We start from the raw sequence: 16,073 nt of genomic DNA on the forward strand, positions 1-16,073 counted from the left end.
TCGAAAAACGCAATTGGGATCGGAATACCATTTGGACCGGATTGATAAGAAAATACTGAATATTCTCCAGGAAAACGCAAAAATTACCAATGCCAAGCTGTCCCGGATGGTGGGCATTTCAGCGCCTGCTACGCTGGAACGGGTCAAACGCCTTGAAACCGCCGGTGTGATCTCTCATTTTACGGCTGTGGTGGATCCGGAAAAAGTCGGTTTTTCCATCATGGCCATTGTCAGCATTACGCTGAGCTTGAGCAAGCTGTCTTCGGTGCCTTTGATCAAGGAAAAGTTTTCAGAACTTGAAGAGGTTGTGGAGTGCTACCAGATTGCCGGTGCCCATGATTTTATTCTCAAGGTCATTGCAAAGGACATCAAGGCCTACGCTGAATTCATGAACCGGAAACTGACCCGGATCCAGGGCATCCAGAGCATCCAGTCCTCATTTGTCATTGACAGCCCCAAGGATAAAAAAATTCTTGTCCTGGGAACCGGGGATGACTGCTGACGTCCCGTTCATTCCTGTTCCTGCCCCCGTTGCTGCTGGACCAGGCGTATTTTAACCTTGATACCGCATTGTTCACTTAAATTGTCTTCGGCCCGGGAAACCAGCTGTTCAAGCCCTTTTATTTCATCTGAAAACAGATGATCGTCCATGACGATACAAATCATAAGCACTTCTGTGCCTGCCTGGCACACCCGTTTCATGGTACAGTCAAGGGATGACATGCCCAATGTCTTTTTAAGGCTCTCCTTGATCTGGGGTTCGGATATCTTGATGCCTGAAATGATCATGTAATTGTCAGCACGTTCAGCCATCCACTGAATCCGGGTAAAATCGGATCCGCAGGGGCAGGGGGCACTGATAATCCGGGCCATGTCTCCGGTGCGGAAACGGATCAGCGGGAATGCCCTTGCTGAAAGCGTTGTTAAAACAAGTTCTCCGGTTTCTCCGGATGGGGCTGGCCTGCCTGTGGACGGATTTATAATTTCAGGCAGGATATGGTCGTCATTGATATGCAGCCCCTCATGATACCGGCATTCATGGGCAATGGCAGGGCCGGGGATCTCGCTGAGCCCGTAGTTGAGCCATACATCCACATACAGTCTGTCCCGAAGCTCGGAAATGGTTTTGCCGTCAACGGGTTCCCCCACAAGAATGATATGTTTCAGGTTCAATGCGTTGGGGTTGTATGCCTTGCCAAACAGATAATCCATGAAATGCCTTGCAAAGGCAGGCGTGGTCACAAGGGTGGTGACCTTGTAATCCCGCACCACCATCAGGGTTTTGGCAACGGACAGCGGCGAGTTGGGAATCACCCCGGCCCCGATGGCTTCGCCGCCGTCCTTGTAGTCCCTTGCCCAGTTGGCCAGGCCTGGGGGCAGGTGGATCAGGATGATGTCCGCATCTGTCACCCCGGCTGCGGTATAACTTTTGGCCACAAGTTTTTGCCAGATTACAAGATCGGTTTTGGTGTATCCGCTGATGGAGGGATTGACCCCTGTGCCCGGGGCGGTGTGAATGCGTACAATATCGCGCAAGGGCACGGCAAACAAACCATAGGGATAATGGGTGGCCAGGTGGCTGCGGTCCATGAAGGGAAGCGCCGCAAGATCTTCAATGGCTGTGATACCGGACAGATTGTTTGTCGAAAGGCGGTTGCTGTGAAAGGGTACATTCCGGCAGGCCCGGTTCAATGTGGTTTGCAGCCGCTCAAGCTGAAGCTGTTCTTTATCGGTGTTATCCATACCAGCCGTCATTGTTTTACGTTCGGACATTATTGATTCCTTCCGTCCAAAAAGTCGCCGTAATCCTTGCCCAGGTAGGCCCGCTTGACATCATCATCCACTAAAAGTTCATCAGCGCTGCCCTGGAGCACCATTTTTCCCGTTTCCAATACATACCCCCGGTCAGCAATTTTCAGGGCTGCCCTGGCATTTTGCTCCACCAAAAGAATGGTGACCCCTGTATCCCGAAGGGTCTGGATGGTTTCAAAAATCATCCCCACAATTTTGGGGGCAAGACCCATGGAGGGTTCATCCAGCACCAGCAGGGCAGGGCGTGCCATCAAGGCCCTGCCAATGGCCAGCATCTGCTGCTCGCCCCCGGACAGGGTGCCGGCAAGCTGGTCCGAGCGTTCCCTTAATATGGGAAACATCTGAACCACCCTGTCAAGATCTTGGGCCACCCGGGTTTTTCCCTCTTTCCGGAACCGGGTATATGCCCCCATTTTCAGGTTGTCCATAACGCTCAGGGGTGAAAATATCTGCCGGCCCTCGGGCACCATGCTGATGCCCTGGCTGACAATGGCCGGGGCAGACATCCCCTTAAGGGAGCGGCCTTTGAACTCAATCTCCCCGGACCAGTTTTTTAACAGGCCGCACACCGCGCCTAAAAGGGTGCTTTTGCCTGCCCCGTTGGCGCCGATGATGGAGATCAGCTCCCCCTGCCTCACCGAAAGGCTCACGGTGTGAACCACGGCAATATTTCCGTAACAGCATTTCAGGTTTTTAATTTTCAGCATAATTTATCCATTGCCCAAGTAGGCTGACATCACCGCCTCATTGCTCTGGATCTGCCGGGGTGTGCCCTGGGCCAGTTTTTTTCCCTGGTCCAGAACAACCACCTTGTCAGACATCTCCATAACCAGGCTCATGTCATGTTCCACCAGCATCATGGTGATCCCGGACTGTTTGATTTTCCGGATCAGTTGGCCAAGGGCGTGGGTTTCAACCGGGTTCAACCCGGCAGCCGGTTCGTCAAGCAGCAGCAGCAGGGGATTGGACGCCAGTGCCCGGGCGATCTGTGCGGTTTTCTGCCGGCCTGCGGGCAGGTCTCCTGCCATTTTATGGGCATCTTCAGCAAGACCCGTGAACTCAAGCAACTCTTCCGCCTTTTGGCGGGACTGCCGCTCTTCCCGCTTCATGGCCGGAATCCGGGTGACAGCGGCCCAGAAGCCTGCTTTGGTGCGCACATGCATGCCCACCATGATGTTTTCCAGCAAGGTCATGGATGAAAAGAGTTCCACATGCTGGAAGGTCCTGGCAACCCCTGCTTTCACCAGTCTGTGAACAGGTGTTTTTCTGATATCTTTTCCATTGAAGACCACCTTGCCGGTATCGGGCCGGTAAATGCCGGTGATCATGTTGAACAGTGTGGTCTTTCCAGCCCCGTTGGGACCGATCAGTCCGCATACAATGCCTTTTTCAATGGAGAAATTGATGTGGTCCTGGGCCTTGACCCCGCCGAACATCTTGGTCAGGTCCTGCACCTCAAGTATGTGTTGGGGCCTGCTCCCAGGCGTTGGCTGTAACAGTGTCATGCCCTGGCCCTCCGGGCTGTCCGGATTATATCCATGATCCCCCGGGTCAGCCCCTGGGGCATGAATATCATGACAACCATTAAAACAGTTCCGAAAACGATCATTTCATATTCGGCAAACCCGTGGAGAACTTCGGGAAGAAGGGTTAACACGGCTGCACCGAGCAGCGCCCCCCATACACTTGCCATGCCGCCGATCACCACCATGGTGACTATTTTTATGGAGAACATGAATCCGAATGATTCAGGACTGATAAAAAGGACAAAATGGGCGTACAGGAATCCTGCAACCGCGCCCAGGGCGGCTGAAAACATAAATATCTCAAGTTTGAGAGCATGGGTGTTGATGCCTATGGCAACGGCGGCGTTTTCTCCGTCATGGATGGCCCGGAGCGCACGGCCCGTGCGGGAGGCAAGAAGCCTGCGGCAAATGATGATGGCGGCGAACACAATGCCCCACACAAGGAAATAGTAACTGGCCCCGGACATGAAGACCAGGGAACCTGCCTCCAGCACAGGTATCCCCACAAAGCCCGATGCCCCGCCGGTCACGTCGCCCCACTCCCGGATCACGATGTTGACAATCATGCCAAACCCGAGCGTGCCCATGGCAAGGTAATAGCCGGAAAGGCGCAGGGTGGGCAGGCCCACAATAAAAGCAATGAGCACAGCGGCAGCCACGGCGCACACAAGGGCCAGCCAGGGGTTTATGGCGTATGTGCCGGAGAGGATGGCCGTGGTATAGGCTCCGATGCCGTAAAAGGCGGCATGGCCTAAGGAGACCTGGCCGGTGTACCCCATGAGCATGTTAAGGCCCAGTGCCAGAAGGGTGTTGATCCCGATAAAGGTCATGATCTGAAGATAATAGGTGTTTTCCGTGATCAGTCCAAATGCCGACACCACACATAAAAAGACCAGGTATTCAATCCAGATGGTTTTATTTTTATCTGTCATCATTTAAAACCGCTTGGCCTCTTTGGCCGCAAACAGTCCGCCCGGCCGGATGTAAAGAATCAGAAGCAGGAGCACAAAGGCGATGGCATCCTTCAGAGCTGAAGAGATAAGGCCCGCGCCCAGGGATTCCAGAATGCCCAAAAGCAACCCCCCTGCAAAGGCCCCCCACAGGCTGCCAAGCCCCCCGATCATGGCGGCGCAGAATCCTTTAATCCCCAGGATCGTGCCCATGTCATAGGAACTCATGGTAATGGGGGCAATGAATATCCCTGCCACCGCCCCGCAGCCGGCGCTGATGCCAAAGGCCAGAATCCCCATTTTTTCCGACGGGATGCCTGACAGCCAGGCCGCTTTTTTGTTGACGGCACAGGCCACCATGGCCTTGCCGGTCAGGGTCTGTTTCAGGAACAAATGGATGCCGCCTGCAAGCACCAGGGCGGCTGTAACGATCCAGATGCTCTGGGGCAGAAGGGCCGCACCAAAAATTTCAATGGATTCATGGCTGGAAAACGAGGGCATGCTGAAGGGATCTTTTCCCCAGACAATCATGGCCGCGCCTTTCAGGAAAATACTTGCCCCCACTGTAATAATGATCAGGGTAATTGGCTGGGGATTTCTTGCCGTACGGATGGCAAGCCGTTCAAATACCAGCCCTAGCATACAGCCTGCTGCCACAGCGCCTGCCACGGCCAAGGGGAGCGGAAGCCCTATACGCACCCACAGGGTTACCATGGCCAGGGCCCCGATCATGACAAACTCCCCGTGGGCAAAGTTGATCAGCTCCGTGGAGCTGTACAGCATGGACAGCCCCACGGCGATCACGGCATACACAGCGCCGGTGGTAATTCCTGAAAACAGATACTGGACAATTTCTTGCATATTCTTAATATAAAGTCCTCTTGTTATTTTAACAGGGTCCAGGTGCCGTTTTGGATCTCCACCATGACAAAGGCGGCCGGGGAGAGACCATTATGGTCCTGGGCGGTGAAGTTGAATTCTCCTGTGGCACCCACGTAACCTTTGGTGGCTTCCAGGTTGTCCCGGATTTTTTCCTTGTCTCCGCTGCTGCCTTTTAATGCATTGGCCAGAAGGTTTACGGCATCATAGGCATACCCGCCAAATCCGGATACGTTCCCGGAAAACTTATTTTGATAAGCTTTTTGATAATCTTCAAGTACTTTTTTCTGGGGGTCGGTATCATCCAGAAGGCTGGTCACAAGAATTTTGCCCGTGGGCAGGATATTGCCGTTGGCTGCATCCCCGGCCAGTTCAATGAACTTGGGTGATCCCACCCCGTGGCTCTGGTAGAGCGGAATGTCGATTTTAAGCTGTTTTGCATTTTTTGCCACCACAGCCGGACCGGGATTGGTGCCCCAGCACACAATGGCATCTGGTCCGGCGGCCTTGATTTTAGCCAGTTGGGCCGTGGTGTCGGTATCTTTGGCGCCAAAGCTTTCATTCAAGACCACCTGGATGCCGAATTTTTCCGCCTGGCTTAAAAGCTGTTTTTTCCCGCTTTCGCCATAGGCGTTGGACACCGTGAGGATACCGATCTTTTTAATGCCGGCGGTTTTCATCTGCTGGTACACGGCTGCCACGGCCAGTAAATCACTCTGGGCGGTTTTGAATACCCAGGGATCCACCGGAGTGGTGATTTTGATGCCGGCGGCACAGCTGATCAAAGGCACTTTTTCCCGTTTGGTGAAATTGACAATGGCAAGGGTGGTGGGTGTGGTGGAAGGACCGATGATGGCAATGACCTTGTCCTTGTGGAGCAGCTTGTTTACGGCGGATACGGCTTTGGCAGGATCCCCTTCGGAATCATAAATCACCGCCTCAAGCCTATGTCCGTCAATGCCGCCCGCCGCATTGATCTGCTCAACCATCATCTCCATGGTTTTCTTTTCAGGATCTCCCAGAAACGAGGCCCTGCCCGTGACCGAGAAAATGCCGCCGATTTTGTAAACATCCGCCGCCACAGCCCCTGATACCAGAAGCATCGACAGGACAATGACAAGCATTGCAAGTACAAGGTGTTTTTGTTTCATGGTAACTCTCCCTCCCTCTATTATTAATGGTGGTTGGTAAGGACCGCGTTTTTGGAAAAAAAAACCATGGGCTTTCCGGTTTTCGGGTCTGCCCATGGCTTAAGGTCCTTTGTTATCTCTTGAAAGCACTACATCAAGGTTCCCCGTGCAGACTGTCTGAGAAAAATACCGTTGAAAAATCTAACTATAAAAAAAGTCAAAAAAAGTAATACCCGAGTGTTCCCTTGTGTTGTGCATCAAATGTTGGCTACATACCTAATCAAGGGTGCCATTGGTGTCAAGCTTTTTTAACCGGTCAGTTTTAAAGGAATTTTTATTTAATCGGTCGTGGGTTTAAAATACCTGTCTTTATTTTGAGGCAGGATCTGTTTTGTGCGAAAAATTAGTGAAACAGGGCAATATGCCTAATATAAAAAATGTATAGTGCATGCTCAATGTCATAAAGTTAAGATGCTTCCGAATTAAAACCATGAAGAGCATGAAGGACATGACGATTGATTTTCCGGCATATATTCTTCATGTCCTTCATGGTGAAATAAAATACTCAATGCTTAAGTTTATGACATTGAGTGCATGCTGCGTTATGGCGCCTGACCAGACACCATGCCTTGTAGGCGAAGCTTTTTACTTAACCATGGGTTGGACTTTTACGGGTTCATCAATTTTGTCCCCTCAAAAAGGAAGGAATATGTTCTATTAAATTGATTCTTAGGTTTTCAGGGTAGGCACAACATATTGGGGTGGAATCATTTCCCCCAAAAGTCCAGACTTATAGACAGATTGTTGGGTTTACGATTCCTAATAACAGTTGAACCGTTCCGCCCGACTTTTGGGTCGGTACAAGTGAATGGTTATGCTGTAACAAGGCTGTTATGTTGGCTCAAATCATTTTTGCTCATTTATACTACTCCATATAGCGTGAACTATTCAACTCACTGGACGACCCAAATAAGTCAGGATAAACAGACATAGGCGTTACGCCCAAAATTTGAAGTTGCTTTCGTAGCAACAAAACAGATGATTTTTTAATATTGATCTTAATGAGGTATTTTTTAATTTCAGGATTTTCAAACAATGCTTCAATCGGTTGGGGGTCGGTACCGTGAATTGTAAAGCATCCTTTCTGAGTAGTTATTCGAATATTTCCACTACTGGCCGGCCAGAAAGCAAGAGGGAAGCTAAGCCGCTCAACTGAAGGTCTGTCATAGGAAGGAAGGGAATCAATTTCCTTGGTAATGAACTGTTTTATTAGTTTTCCATTTTTTATATACCCAGGCATCTTTAGACGTAACTGCACAAGAGCCACTTGACTTTCTATAGGGCCATATGATGATAGTTGACCTGTAGTTAAGCTATTGAGCGCTCCAGGATTCATTACCCAAACAACCCGCTGTACATCCTCGTCAAATGTGCCGCCGCTTACTGCAAAGTAAAGTGCTAAGGCTCCGTTCTCGGTCCAATCAAGGAGACGGGTAGGAATACCGTAGTGTTGCATGAAACTATAATATTCGCTTGATCGATCTTGGAATCTCTCCGAAGTGTAGTTCCGGTAGGTTGCAGAAAAGGCCTGATGTATATAATGCTCTTTATACTTGCTTTCCTTGCCAGTATCCGAGTTCTTGACCTTTCGCAGGACTTTGGGCAACAGAGGATCGTCTCGACCCTGACCACGAAACCAAACATGAGGTTGAGAACCATTCCCTTTTTCGTTTTCCCATTGGCTGAATGATTTAAACACAAAATCATTAAACTCGGATATAGATCCCACTGTGCATTCTGTCTGTGATATTTCCATTATCATTCCTCAGAGTTTAGCATCTCACCATAGATATACTTTTTATCCGTGGCATAACGATTACTGAATTCCAATTCCGGGGACAGCATACATATTAATTGACAACTGATCAAATTCCAATATATCTGCTCATTATGGCAAGGATAGCACCAGTAAAAATTCATAAAGGCTATTGTCGAGCAATGGTATTAGTCTCCCGTTCTGATAAAAATTTATAGGGCGGATTACCAGAACTATTAAACACTTGATAGACCTGTAGATGTTGCTTTTTTTGAAATTTTCATGAGAAAAGGAGTTTTCACCAAAATTTAAAATCAAGAACAACGAAGCCTTTTCAGTTTTTTCTTTGCATTCACGTAAACTATTTTCCCATTTCGCCACTCAGGTATTTCCAAGTCCAGATTTGCTGCTTTTTCGATTGCTTTGATTGCGGCTCTGCGCATTGCATCAAGTGCAGATTTTGAATTAGATTCATTTTTCATTGTTTTTCCTCCATGATCAAAGGTTGATCTCCAGAATTATCGAAAACAATCCAGTCATCTACGAGCTGTTTATAATGCTTTTGAAAATTATCCCAGCCTCTACTATACCTTCTGATAATCACATCTTCCGGCACACTATGCCCTCCTTGGGCAACCCGGAATCTTACGCGTCTCACCGCCAGTTCGGCATCGGGCAAATATAAAAAATACAATATGACTTCATAACCAACTGCCCGCCATTTTTTAATTCGATCAATGAAATTCAATCCACTTAGCGTTGTCTCAAATGCAAATGAAACTTTGTTTGAGGTCAATGTTTCGATACGTTTTAAAAATATTTTCCCCGCTTCTATGGCAATGCTTTCCGGGTTGAAAGGAGCAAGCCCTTTTGCAATCATATCAGCGTTTATAAAATTTAGGCATTCAGCCTCCACTGGGAGATAGTTCTCTGCAAAAGTGGTTTTTCCCGCCCCGTTAGGCCCTGCAATAATATAGCATTTTAGGCTTTTATTTTTCGACATCATTATCTCTTCTGATTTCAGCCAACTTATTGTGCAAAATATACCGTTTAAACTATGATAGAACAAGGAGGAACTTCATAAGAATGCTGGGACTGAAAACTCAATAACGCTTGCATCAACCTAAATTCCCCAGGTACTCAGATATTGGGAAGGATATCCATAATACGATCAAGTAATACCAGGGTCCACAATTATGGTATGATTGAACTCTTTTCGGGGAATTATTCGATCACCACATATTGTATCTACCCTGAAATATCGAGAAGCAATTTTATATATTATACTCCTGCCTCAATGTCATAAAGTTAAGATGCTTCCGAATTAAAACCATGAAGAGCATGAAGGACATGAAGATTGATTTTCCGGCATATATTCTTCATGCTCTTCATGTCCTTCATGGTGAAATAAAATACTCAATGCTTAAGTTTATGACATTGAGCATCACCTGCTCAAGATGTAATAGAGAAAAAGGATGATAAAAAAAAGCACGAACATAAATTGAATATGACACAGGCAATTTCAAAATCCAAAGATACACTCTTTTTACTTTTTGAAAGACCTCGTGAAATAATTGAACAGCTAATCCGGCAAATTCATACACTTTTTATGGGAGCAACAGAACCGATTAGACCTGGGCGTAAATTTGAACGAAAACATAAAGTTGCCAAAAGGGAGCATCATATGAATTTAAAACCTTGCCGTTAACTTTATGACATTGGGAAAAAGGTGAGTTAGAATGGCACAATATAAGAGTACAAAATATCCGGGGGTGAGATATCGAGAGCATAAAACTCGGAAACATGGAATCCTGCTGGACCAGTATTTTTTTATTCGTTATCAGAAAGACGGCAGGCGGAAAGAGGAAGGCGTTGGTTGGGCGAGTGAGGGATGGACACCTCAAAAAGTTGCACTGAAATTGGCCGAACTCAAAGAAGCTGCTGCCACAGGTAAGGGTGAAAGTCGTTTGTCTGAAGCCAGGGCAAAACTTGAAGCCAAAAAGAAACTTGAAAAAAAGGCTGCAATGGAACAGGAGAAACGGGGAATAACCATCCATGAATTTTTTCACCAGATTTATTACCCGCAGATAAGGAAGGAAAAAACGCAGAGAACATACGAACGGGAAGAGTCTTTATTCAGGGTGTGGATTGATAAAAATATCGGCAAGCGGACTTTTTGGGATATTGGCAAGGGAGATGTCGAAAGCGTTTTTTATGACATGGTAGACTCCGGGAAAAGTGTCCGGACCGCTGAATATGCCATGACGACGTTAAAACAGATATGGCGAGAAGCCAGGGAAGAGGGGTATGCTCCGGAAATGCCCATGGTATCTAAGACCATGAAAAAGAAGATCAGTCAGAATAATAACGCCAGGATTCGTTTTCTGTCCAGATCAGAAGCCCAGATACTTTTAGATGAGTTACATAAGGTCAGTATCCCCCTTTATGAAAAAACATTAATCAGTCTGCATTGTGGCCTGAGAGCTTCCGAAATATTTAATCTGACTTGGTCCCGGGTAGATCTTGAGCACGGCATTTTTAATATCATTGACTCCAAGGGTGCTGACAGATCCGTGAACATGACAAAGGATGTTTCGGAACTGATGCAGCAGAAAGAAAAGGGCCAATTAAATGAACTTGTTTTTCCGGGTCGGGAGGGCAAGCCATCAACACAGATCAGCCAGAAATTCAGGGAAGTGGTCAATAAACTGTTTAATCAAGATGTGACGGATCGACGGGAGCGGGTTACCTTCCACACCTGCCGGCATACCTGCGCCTCCTGGATGGTAAAGCAGGGGATCAGTCTTTATCTGGTTCAGAAGGTCCTTGGGCATTCCACCATTCAGGTAACTGAAAGATATTCTCATCTTGCCCCAGACCAATTAAAACTAGCCGCCGATGCCATTGATAGGGCAGTGGGGGAACACCGGGAAGAAAATATCCTGCCATTCAAGAAAAGGTGCTCACCCGCTAATACTTTGATTTAGAATTAACTTATTATTTCAGATGGTTGGAATAGATAAGTCCGTTGCTTTCACCCTCTGTTTTTCATGGAAATTCAGAGAATTCGAATGACCAAAATCATAATCAAAGTATTAGCGGGTGAGCACCCAAGAAAAAGGAATGATAAAAAATATGTGATCATGCAAAAGAAGGGGCTACATATCTGCACAACTTGAGCGGTGTGAAAAGGCCCTTGAAGTCATTTGGGTACAGGAGGCGTTAAGACGCTTAAAAGTTTATAAATCAGGCCATATGAAGAGCAAAGCAAGTGCAGATGTTTTTTTCAATGCACGGGCTAACCTCAAAAAAATAAGTGGGAACCAGAGCATTAAACAAAAGGATAATCATCCATGAAAAGATATTTGACAGCAATCATTGAAAAAGAGGGGAGCGGCTACGTCTCCTTGTGTCCAGAACTGGACATAGCCAGCCAAGGGGAAACCGTTTCCGAAGCAAGGGAAAATCTACAGGAAGCCCTTGAACTGTTTTTTGAATGTGCATCCCCGGAAGAAATAGAGACCCGGCTTAAAGGGGAAATCTATATCACCCAGATGGAGGTTGCCGTTGGTTAAACTGCGGGTCTTAATGGGTGCAATTCAATAATTTAGGTTTGGGCCTGATTACGGGTATTTTGCATAAAAAGTCAAAATGTGCCATTCATAACCTACTGATTTTATAGAACCTGAATTTTATGATTGGTCTGTTATCTTGCCAAAAAGTATCAAATCTAAATTATCGGTTTGCACCCGGTCTTAATGGTGGAATCCAGCCTTATTATGAAATGCCTAAATTTGGACCGAATGGGTCATGTGGTGAAAGGCCATGAAGCATCAATTCGATTTAATTAATATCGTTGAATTTTTTAAAACCGTCTTTGCCAGTCGTGTTTGTGGGCTTGAAGCCGACCGGGAGGAAGGAAGGAAAAAAACAAAAGATTTTGTATCACACCAAGATTGTCAATATTAGGCTCAATGCGATATCGGGCAAGCATCGTGTGGTAGAAATTTTTGACCCCGCCACAAAAACCGCAAAATATTTGTTAACTGATCAGCTCATCTGGGAAGCCACCAAATCAGCTCCCATTCCGTAAAAAAGTGGGGGGGCTAAATGCTTCAAACACAAAAAAAGCTTTCAGGGAAAAACCTTGAAAGCTTTTATAATCAATGGCTGGCTGATAAGGATTCGAACCTTAATTGACGGAGTCAGAGTCCGTAGTCCTGCCGTTGGACGATCAGCCAGCAGAAAAACAACGTTCGCGTATATACAATAAGGGCATCATTGAAGTCAAGAAGAAAATATTCGTTGAAAGTTAAGATTGAATTGGGATATGGTTTCTTATTTTGATCAATATCACTGGGGCTCAAAAAGGCAAGTCGTTTAAATCCAAAGCGGTATACCCGGCCCATTTTATAATTAATTAAAATATATGAACAACAGTATGGTTGATTTGAAAGAGTCCGGAAAAGAGCTGCTGGCCCAAAATAAAGAATTTTCCACGCTAATTAATGTGTTAAAAGAATTTTCTGGCCTGGCCATTGCATTTTCAGGGGGGGCAGATTCTGCGTTTTTGCTTGCTGCAGCACGTATTGCAGGGCAGGGCCTGGTATTACCTGTTACCATTGTTTCTGATTTTTTTACGTCTGGAGAAAAAGAACGGGTGATCCGTTTGGGTCAATATTTGGGCACAGCCCCAATTCTTGTTCCTGCAACTATACTGGATGATGCCAGGGTAACCCGGAATACGGACAGACGCTGTTATTTTTGTAAATTGTTTTTATTTTCCAGGGTCGTGGCGGAAGCAAAGAAACGCGGGGTTCATACCTTTTTGCACGGGGCAAATCTGGACGATTTGCAGGAATTTCGGCCAGGCATGGAAGCGGCCCGGGAGCTGGGTTTTAAAACGCCTTTGGTGGCGGCTGGTTTTACAAAGGAAAAAATCCGTGCATGCTCAAAAATACTGGGGCTTGAGACCTGGGATTTACCTGCCCAGTCCTGCCTGGCCACCCGTATCCCCCACGGAGATATCATCACGAAAGAAAAACTGGTAAGAGTTGAGCGGGCAGAGGCCTGTCTCAATGGATTGGGTTTTGGTCGAGTACGGGTCCGGTGTCATGGTAGACTGGCCCGAATTGAATTATGTCCTGATCAACTGAATCGCTTGGGGAAACCGGAGCTCAGGCAGGAAGTAGTACAGAGAATTAAAGGGGTGGGTTTTCATTCTGTCTGCATGGATCTGGAGGGCTATACGCCGGCGTCCAAGGTGCAAATATAAATCGCCCCCAGCGTTATGCACTGCCGGGGACGAAGAAATTTCGGGGCGATGCTAACGGGAATGCAGTTCTAATTCGTTGAAGAAATAACCGATTTCAAATGCAGCGGTTTCCGGGGCATCAGAGCCGTGGACAACATTCTTTTCAATGTCCGTGGCATATTCCCTGCGAATGGTGCCTTCTTCTGCTTCTTTGAAATTTGTGGCGCCCATCAGTGTTCTGTTTTTTGCGATAACATCTTCGCCTTCAAGCACCATTACAACGATGGGGCCGGATGTCATGAAGTCAGTCAGGCTGTCGAAAAAAGGACGTTCCTTATGGACTGCATAAAAACCCTGGGCCTGGGATTTGCTCAGATGGATCATTTTCATGGCTGCGATTTTAATGCCGTTGGTTTCAAACCGTTTGATGACTTCGCCGATGATGTTTTTTCCTACACCGTCAGGTTTGATAATGGATAAGGTTCTTTCCACGTATGTTCTCCTTTAAAAAAAAGTTAATGGGTGATTTAACGGGCTTGATAAGTATCACAGGAATATATTATAAGTCAAACCCGTTAAACACTAGGAATTGAAGGGAAAAAAAATTAATATCACGATGGAATACAATGCTTAAAATAGGCGTGACAGGATCGGCAGGCTCGGGAAAGAGTCTTGTGTGTGAGGGATTTCGGCGTATCGGCCTGATCACCCTGGATTGCGACGAAATTGCAAGGCAGGTAGTTGCGCCGGGACAGGCTGCGTATAATCAGGTGGTTAAGGCGTTTGGGCCCGGGATTGTGGCCTCGGATCGAACTTTGGATCGCCCGGCCCTGAGACGTATGATTGTAACCACAAAAGGCAGCCGGGAAAAACTTGAATCCATTCTGCATCCTGTGATTATCAGCGAAACAGTCAGGCAGATGGATGAAGCGGTCCATTCAAAGCAAACATCCTGTGCGGTTGAAGTCCCGCTTTTATTTGAACTTGGTATGGAAAATCTTTTCGATGTGATTGTGGTGGTGACAGCTGCGGACAGCACCCTTGTTGACCGGATTGCCGGCCGGGACGGTGTGGGCCGGGAAAGTGCCCAAAAGCTTTTAGCCATCCAGATGCCCCAGTCTGAAAAGATCCAAAAGGCCGATTATGTTATTGAAAACACAGGTGAGCCGGAAGCTGTTTTTAAATCAGTGGATGTTTTGTACCGAAAACTTGTCAATCAGCGCTTGACAAAAAAATAATAATACCTTAATTGTTTTTTAAATTACTGAAGTTTCACATTATCGGTCTTTTTTTCCCGCAGGGTCGGTTGGCCTCCAGATTATCAAAAAGGCATCCCCAAAAAAAAATTGCATTGTGAATTCATATATCCATTTAACCAGACTGACGGATCAGATCAGGAGATTGCATGAATCTTGTAGAACTCAATAAGATGAAAATCAGTGAGCTCACCAAACTTGCCAAAAAATATAATATTCAGGGGATTGGCGGCCTGAAGAAACAGGAGCTGATCTTTGCCCTGCTCCAGGCCAATATTGAAGAAAGCGGTCAGATCTACGGTGAAGGCACCCTTGAAATCCTTCCGGACGGATTTGGCTTTTTGAGGGCGCCGGGGTACAATTATCTGGCCGGCCCCGACGATATTTATGTATCTCCCTCCCAGATCCGGCGGTTTAATCTGCGTACCGGAGATACCATCTCCGGCCAGGTCCGCCAGCCCAAGGATTCTGAACGGTATTTTGCACTGCTGAAGGTGGAGGCCGTCAATTTTATGAATCCTGAAATGGCGGCTGAAACCATTTTGTTTGATAACCTGCTGCCCCTGTATCCGGATCGTAAAATGAATCTTGAGGCAGAGCCTGATAATTATTCCATGCGGGTCATTGATCTGATGTCCCCCATCGGATTCGGCCAGCGCGGCCTTATTGTGTCCCCGCCCAAGGCCGGCAAGACCATGCTGCTCCAGAACATTGCCAATTCCATGATCAAGGCTCATAAAAATCTGGTTCCCATGATTCTGCTCATTGATGAACGCCCCGAAGAGGTGACGGACATGGCCCGTTCCGTGGATGCGGAAGTGATTTCCTCCACCTTTGACGAACCTTCAGAGCGCCATGTACAGGTGGCTGAAATGGTCATTGAAAAGGCCAAGCGGATTGTGGAACAGGGCCATGATGTCGTGATTCTTTTAGATAGTATCACACGCCTTGCAAGGGCGTATAATTCGGTGATGCCGCCTTCCGGAAAAATTTTGTCCGGTGGTGTGGATTCCAATGCCCTGGACCGTCCAAAACGGTTTTTCGGGGCAGCCCGGAACATAGAGGAAGGCGGCAGCCTGACCATTATTGCCACAGCGCTTGTGGATACCGGGTCCAGAATGGATGAGGTTATTTTTGAAGAATTCAAGGGTACGGGTAACATGGAACTTGTACTTGATCGAAAGCTTGCGGACAAGCGTGTATTCCCTGCCATTGATATGAACCGTTCCGGTACCCGGAAAGAGGAGCTGCTCCTTGAGCCTGATGTGCTGAACCGGGTCTGGATTTTAAGAAAATTGCTTTCAAGTTTAAATTCTGTGGATGCAATGCAGTTTTTGCTTGAAAAAATGAACGGAACAAAAGATAATAAAGAATTTCTTGAAATGATGAATTCATAATAGAAAATTTTATTAAAAGACCTGTTAGGGGTTTAACCTATATTTTATTTAAG

At 46.9% G+C, this 16,073-nt stretch carries 18 protein-coding genes and 1 tRNA gene; 8 read left to right on the forward strand and 11 right to left on the reverse strand.

Annotated features, from left to right (window positions below; translation table 11 throughout):
* Positions 1-31: 31 nt before the first annotated feature.
* Complete coding sequence (locus Q366_RS04630) at positions 32-502, forward strand: Lrp/AsnC family transcriptional regulator (protein ID WP_051957821.1); 471 nt, start codon at positions 32-34, stop codon at positions 500-502.
* Positions 503-510: 8 nt separating this feature from the next.
* Here Q366_RS04630 and Q366_RS04635 read toward each other — a convergent pair whose 3' ends face one another.
* From Q366_RS04635 to Q366_RS04675, 9 genes are all read right to left on the reverse strand, one after another.
* On the reverse strand, positions 511-1,773 hold the full coding sequence (locus Q366_RS04635; RefSeq protein ID WP_035236779.1) for a phenylacetate--CoA ligase family protein: 1,263 nt from the start codon (positions 1,771-1,773) through the stop codon (positions 511-513).
* Positions 1,773-2,519 carry an ABC transporter ATP-binding protein gene (locus Q366_RS04640; RefSeq protein WP_035236781.1) on the reverse strand — a complete coding sequence of 249 codons (747 nt, stop codon included), beginning with the start codon at positions 2,517-2,519 and terminating at the stop codon, positions 1,773-1,775. Before Q366_RS04640 ends, Q366_RS04635 begins: the two co-directional genes overlap by 1 nt.
* 3 nt (positions 2,520-2,522) lie before the next feature.
* On the reverse strand, positions 2,523-3,317 hold the full coding sequence (locus tag Q366_RS04645; RefSeq protein WP_084691715.1) for an ABC transporter ATP-binding protein: 795 nt from the start codon (positions 3,315-3,317) through the stop codon (positions 2,523-2,525).
* Positions 3,314-4,273, reverse strand: coding sequence for a branched-chain amino acid ABC transporter permease (locus tag Q366_RS04650; protein ID WP_035236783.1), 960 nt, complete (start codon positions 4,271-4,273; stop codon positions 3,314-3,316). Before Q366_RS04650 ends, Q366_RS04645 begins: the two co-directional genes overlap by 4 nt.
* Positions 4,274-5,149 carry a branched-chain amino acid ABC transporter permease gene (locus Q366_RS04655; RefSeq protein ID WP_035236786.1) on the reverse strand — a complete coding sequence of 292 codons (876 nt, stop codon included), beginning with the start codon at positions 5,147-5,149 and terminating at the stop codon, positions 4,274-4,276.
* A 23-nt stretch (positions 5,150-5,172) separates the two neighbouring features.
* The gene (locus tag Q366_RS04660; RefSeq protein ID WP_035236789.1) at positions 5,173-6,318 is read right to left on the reverse strand and encodes an ABC transporter substrate-binding protein; all 1,146 of its coding nucleotides are present in this window, start codon (positions 6,316-6,318) and stop codon (positions 5,173-5,175) included.
* A gap of 904 nt (positions 6,319-7,222) precedes the next feature.
* Positions 7,223-8,113, reverse strand: coding sequence for an FRG domain-containing protein (locus tag Q366_RS04670; RefSeq protein WP_035236795.1), 891 nt, complete (start codon positions 8,111-8,113; stop codon positions 7,223-7,225).
* Positions 8,114-8,427: 314 nt separating this feature from the next.
* The gene (locus tag Q366_RS21215; protein WP_156968113.1) at positions 8,428-8,595 is read right to left on the reverse strand and encodes a hypothetical protein; all 168 of its coding nucleotides are present in this window, start codon (positions 8,593-8,595) and stop codon (positions 8,428-8,430) included.
* On the reverse strand, positions 8,592-9,119 hold the full coding sequence (locus Q366_RS04675) for an ATPase (RefSeq protein ID WP_245619872.1): 528 nt from the start codon (positions 9,117-9,119) through the stop codon (positions 8,592-8,594). Before Q366_RS04675 ends, Q366_RS21215 begins: the two co-directional genes overlap by 4 nt.
* A gap of 501 nt (positions 9,120-9,620) precedes the next feature.
* Between Q366_RS04675 and Q366_RS21525 the strand changes: the two genes are divergently transcribed.
* The 4 genes from Q366_RS21525 to Q366_RS21220 all read left to right on the forward strand — a co-directional run bounded on the left by Q366_RS21525 (position 9,621) and on the right by Q366_RS21220 (position 12,082).
* On the forward strand, positions 9,621-9,821 hold the full coding sequence (locus tag Q366_RS21525) for a hypothetical protein (RefSeq protein ID WP_169742933.1): 201 nt from the start codon (positions 9,621-9,623) through the stop codon (positions 9,819-9,821).
* A gap of 31 nt (positions 9,822-9,852) precedes the next feature.
* The gene (locus Q366_RS04680) at positions 9,853-11,100 is read left to right on the forward strand and encodes a tyrosine-type recombinase/integrase (protein WP_035236801.1); all 1,248 of its coding nucleotides are present in this window, start codon (positions 9,853-9,855) and stop codon (positions 11,098-11,100) included.
* 366 nt (positions 11,101-11,466) lie between these two features.
* The gene (locus Q366_RS04685) at positions 11,467-11,688 is read left to right on the forward strand and encodes a type II toxin-antitoxin system HicB family antitoxin (RefSeq protein ID WP_035236804.1); all 222 of its coding nucleotides are present in this window, start codon (positions 11,467-11,469) and stop codon (positions 11,686-11,688) included.
* Positions 11,689-11,938: 250 nt separating this feature from the next.
* Positions 11,939-12,082 (forward strand): hypothetical protein, encoded by a 144-nt coding sequence (locus Q366_RS21220; protein WP_156968114.1) that lies wholly within the window; start codon positions 11,939-11,941, stop codon positions 12,080-12,082.
* 198 nt (positions 12,083-12,280) lie between these two features.
* On the opposite strand, the gene Q366_RS04695 is transcribed toward Q366_RS21220, so the two are convergent.
* A tRNA-Gln gene (locus tag Q366_RS04695) sits at positions 12,281-12,354 on the reverse strand.
* 200 nt (positions 12,355-12,554) lie between these two features.
* Between Q366_RS04695 and larE the strand changes: the two genes are divergently transcribed.
* Positions 12,555-13,388 carry an ATP-dependent sacrificial sulfur transferase LarE gene (larE, locus tag Q366_RS04700; RefSeq protein WP_051957822.1) on the forward strand — a complete coding sequence of 278 codons (834 nt, stop codon included), beginning with the start codon at positions 12,555-12,557 and terminating at the stop codon, positions 13,386-13,388.
* A 51-nt stretch (positions 13,389-13,439) separates the two neighbouring features.
* On the opposite strand, the gene ndk is transcribed toward larE, so the two are convergent.
* Positions 13,440-13,859 (reverse strand): nucleoside-diphosphate kinase, encoded by a 420-nt coding sequence (ndk, locus tag Q366_RS04705; protein ID WP_035236807.1) that lies wholly within the window; start codon positions 13,857-13,859, stop codon positions 13,440-13,442.
* A 134-nt stretch (positions 13,860-13,993) separates the two neighbouring features.
* Here ndk and coaE point away from each other — a divergent pair, with 134 nt between their 5' ends.
* Together coaE and rho are read left to right on the forward strand one after the other, a co-directional pair.
* Positions 13,994-14,605, forward strand: coding sequence for a dephospho-CoA kinase (coaE, locus tag Q366_RS04710; RefSeq protein WP_035236808.1), 612 nt, complete (start codon positions 13,994-13,996; stop codon positions 14,603-14,605).
* A 167-nt stretch (positions 14,606-14,772) separates the two neighbouring features.
* Positions 14,773-16,020, forward strand: coding sequence for a transcription termination factor Rho (gene rho, locus Q366_RS04715; protein WP_035236809.1), 1,248 nt, complete (start codon positions 14,773-14,775; stop codon positions 16,018-16,020).
* Positions 16,021-16,073: the final 53 nt, after the last annotated feature.

This window comes from Desulfobacter vibrioformis DSM 8776 (assembly GCF_000745975.1).
Classification (GTDB): Bacteria; Desulfobacterota; Desulfobacteria; order Desulfobacterales; family Desulfobacteraceae; genus Desulfobacter; species Desulfobacter vibrioformis.

Excerpts from the sequence above, each read along its gene's own strand:
- Q366_RS04635 (WP_035236779.1), bottom strand. The coding sequence starts at position 1,773 with ATGTCCGAACGTAAAACAATGACGGCTGGTATGGATAACACCGATAAA.
- Q366_RS04640 (WP_035236781.1), bottom strand. The coding sequence starts at position 2,519 with ATGCTGAAAATTAAAAACCTGAAATGCTGTTACGGAAATATTGCCGTG.
- Q366_RS04645 (WP_084691715.1), bottom strand. The coding sequence starts at position 3,317 with ATGACACTGTTACAGCCAACGCCTGGGAGCAGGCCCCAACACATACTT.
- Q366_RS04650 (WP_035236783.1), bottom strand. The coding sequence starts at position 4,273 with ATGATGACAGATAAAAATAAAACCATCTGGATTGAATACCTGGTCTTT.
- Q366_RS04655 (WP_035236786.1), bottom strand. The coding sequence starts at position 5,149 with ATGCAAGAAATTGTCCAGTATCTGTTTTCAGGAATTACCACCGGCGCT.
- Q366_RS04660 (WP_035236789.1), bottom strand. The coding sequence starts at position 6,318 with ATGAAACAAAAACACCTTGTACTTGCAATGCTTGTCATTGTCCTGTCG.
- Q366_RS04670 (WP_035236795.1), bottom strand. The coding sequence starts at position 8,113 with ATGGAAATATCACAGACAGAATGCACAGTGGGATCTATATCCGAGTTT.
- Q366_RS21215 (WP_156968113.1), bottom strand. The coding sequence starts at position 8,595 with ATGAAAAATGAATCTAATTCAAAATCTGCACTTGATGCAATGCGCAGA.
- Q366_RS04675 (WP_245619872.1), bottom strand. The coding sequence starts at position 9,119 with ATGATGTCGAAAAATAAAAGCCTAAAATGCTATATTATTGCAGGGCCT.
- Q366_RS21525 (WP_169742933.1), top strand. The coding sequence starts at position 9,621 with ATGACACAGGCAATTTCAAAATCCAAAGATACACTCTTTTTACTTTTT.
- Q366_RS04680 (WP_035236801.1), top strand. The coding sequence starts at position 9,853 with ATGGCACAATATAAGAGTACAAAATATCCGGGGGTGAGATATCGAGAG.
- Q366_RS04685 (WP_035236804.1), top strand. The coding sequence starts at position 11,467 with ATGAAAAGATATTTGACAGCAATCATTGAAAAAGAGGGGAGCGGCTAC.
- Q366_RS21220 (WP_156968114.1), top strand. The coding sequence starts at position 11,939 with ATGAAGCATCAATTCGATTTAATTAATATCGTTGAATTTTTTAAAACC.
- larE (WP_051957822.1), top strand. The coding sequence starts at position 12,555 with ATGGTTGATTTGAAAGAGTCCGGAAAAGAGCTGCTGGCCCAAAATAAA.
- coaE (WP_035236808.1), top strand. The coding sequence starts at position 13,994 with ATGCTTAAAATAGGCGTGACAGGATCGGCAGGCTCGGGAAAGAGTCTT.
- rho (WP_035236809.1), top strand. The coding sequence starts at position 14,773 with ATGAATCTTGTAGAACTCAATAAGATGAAAATCAGTGAGCTCACCAAA.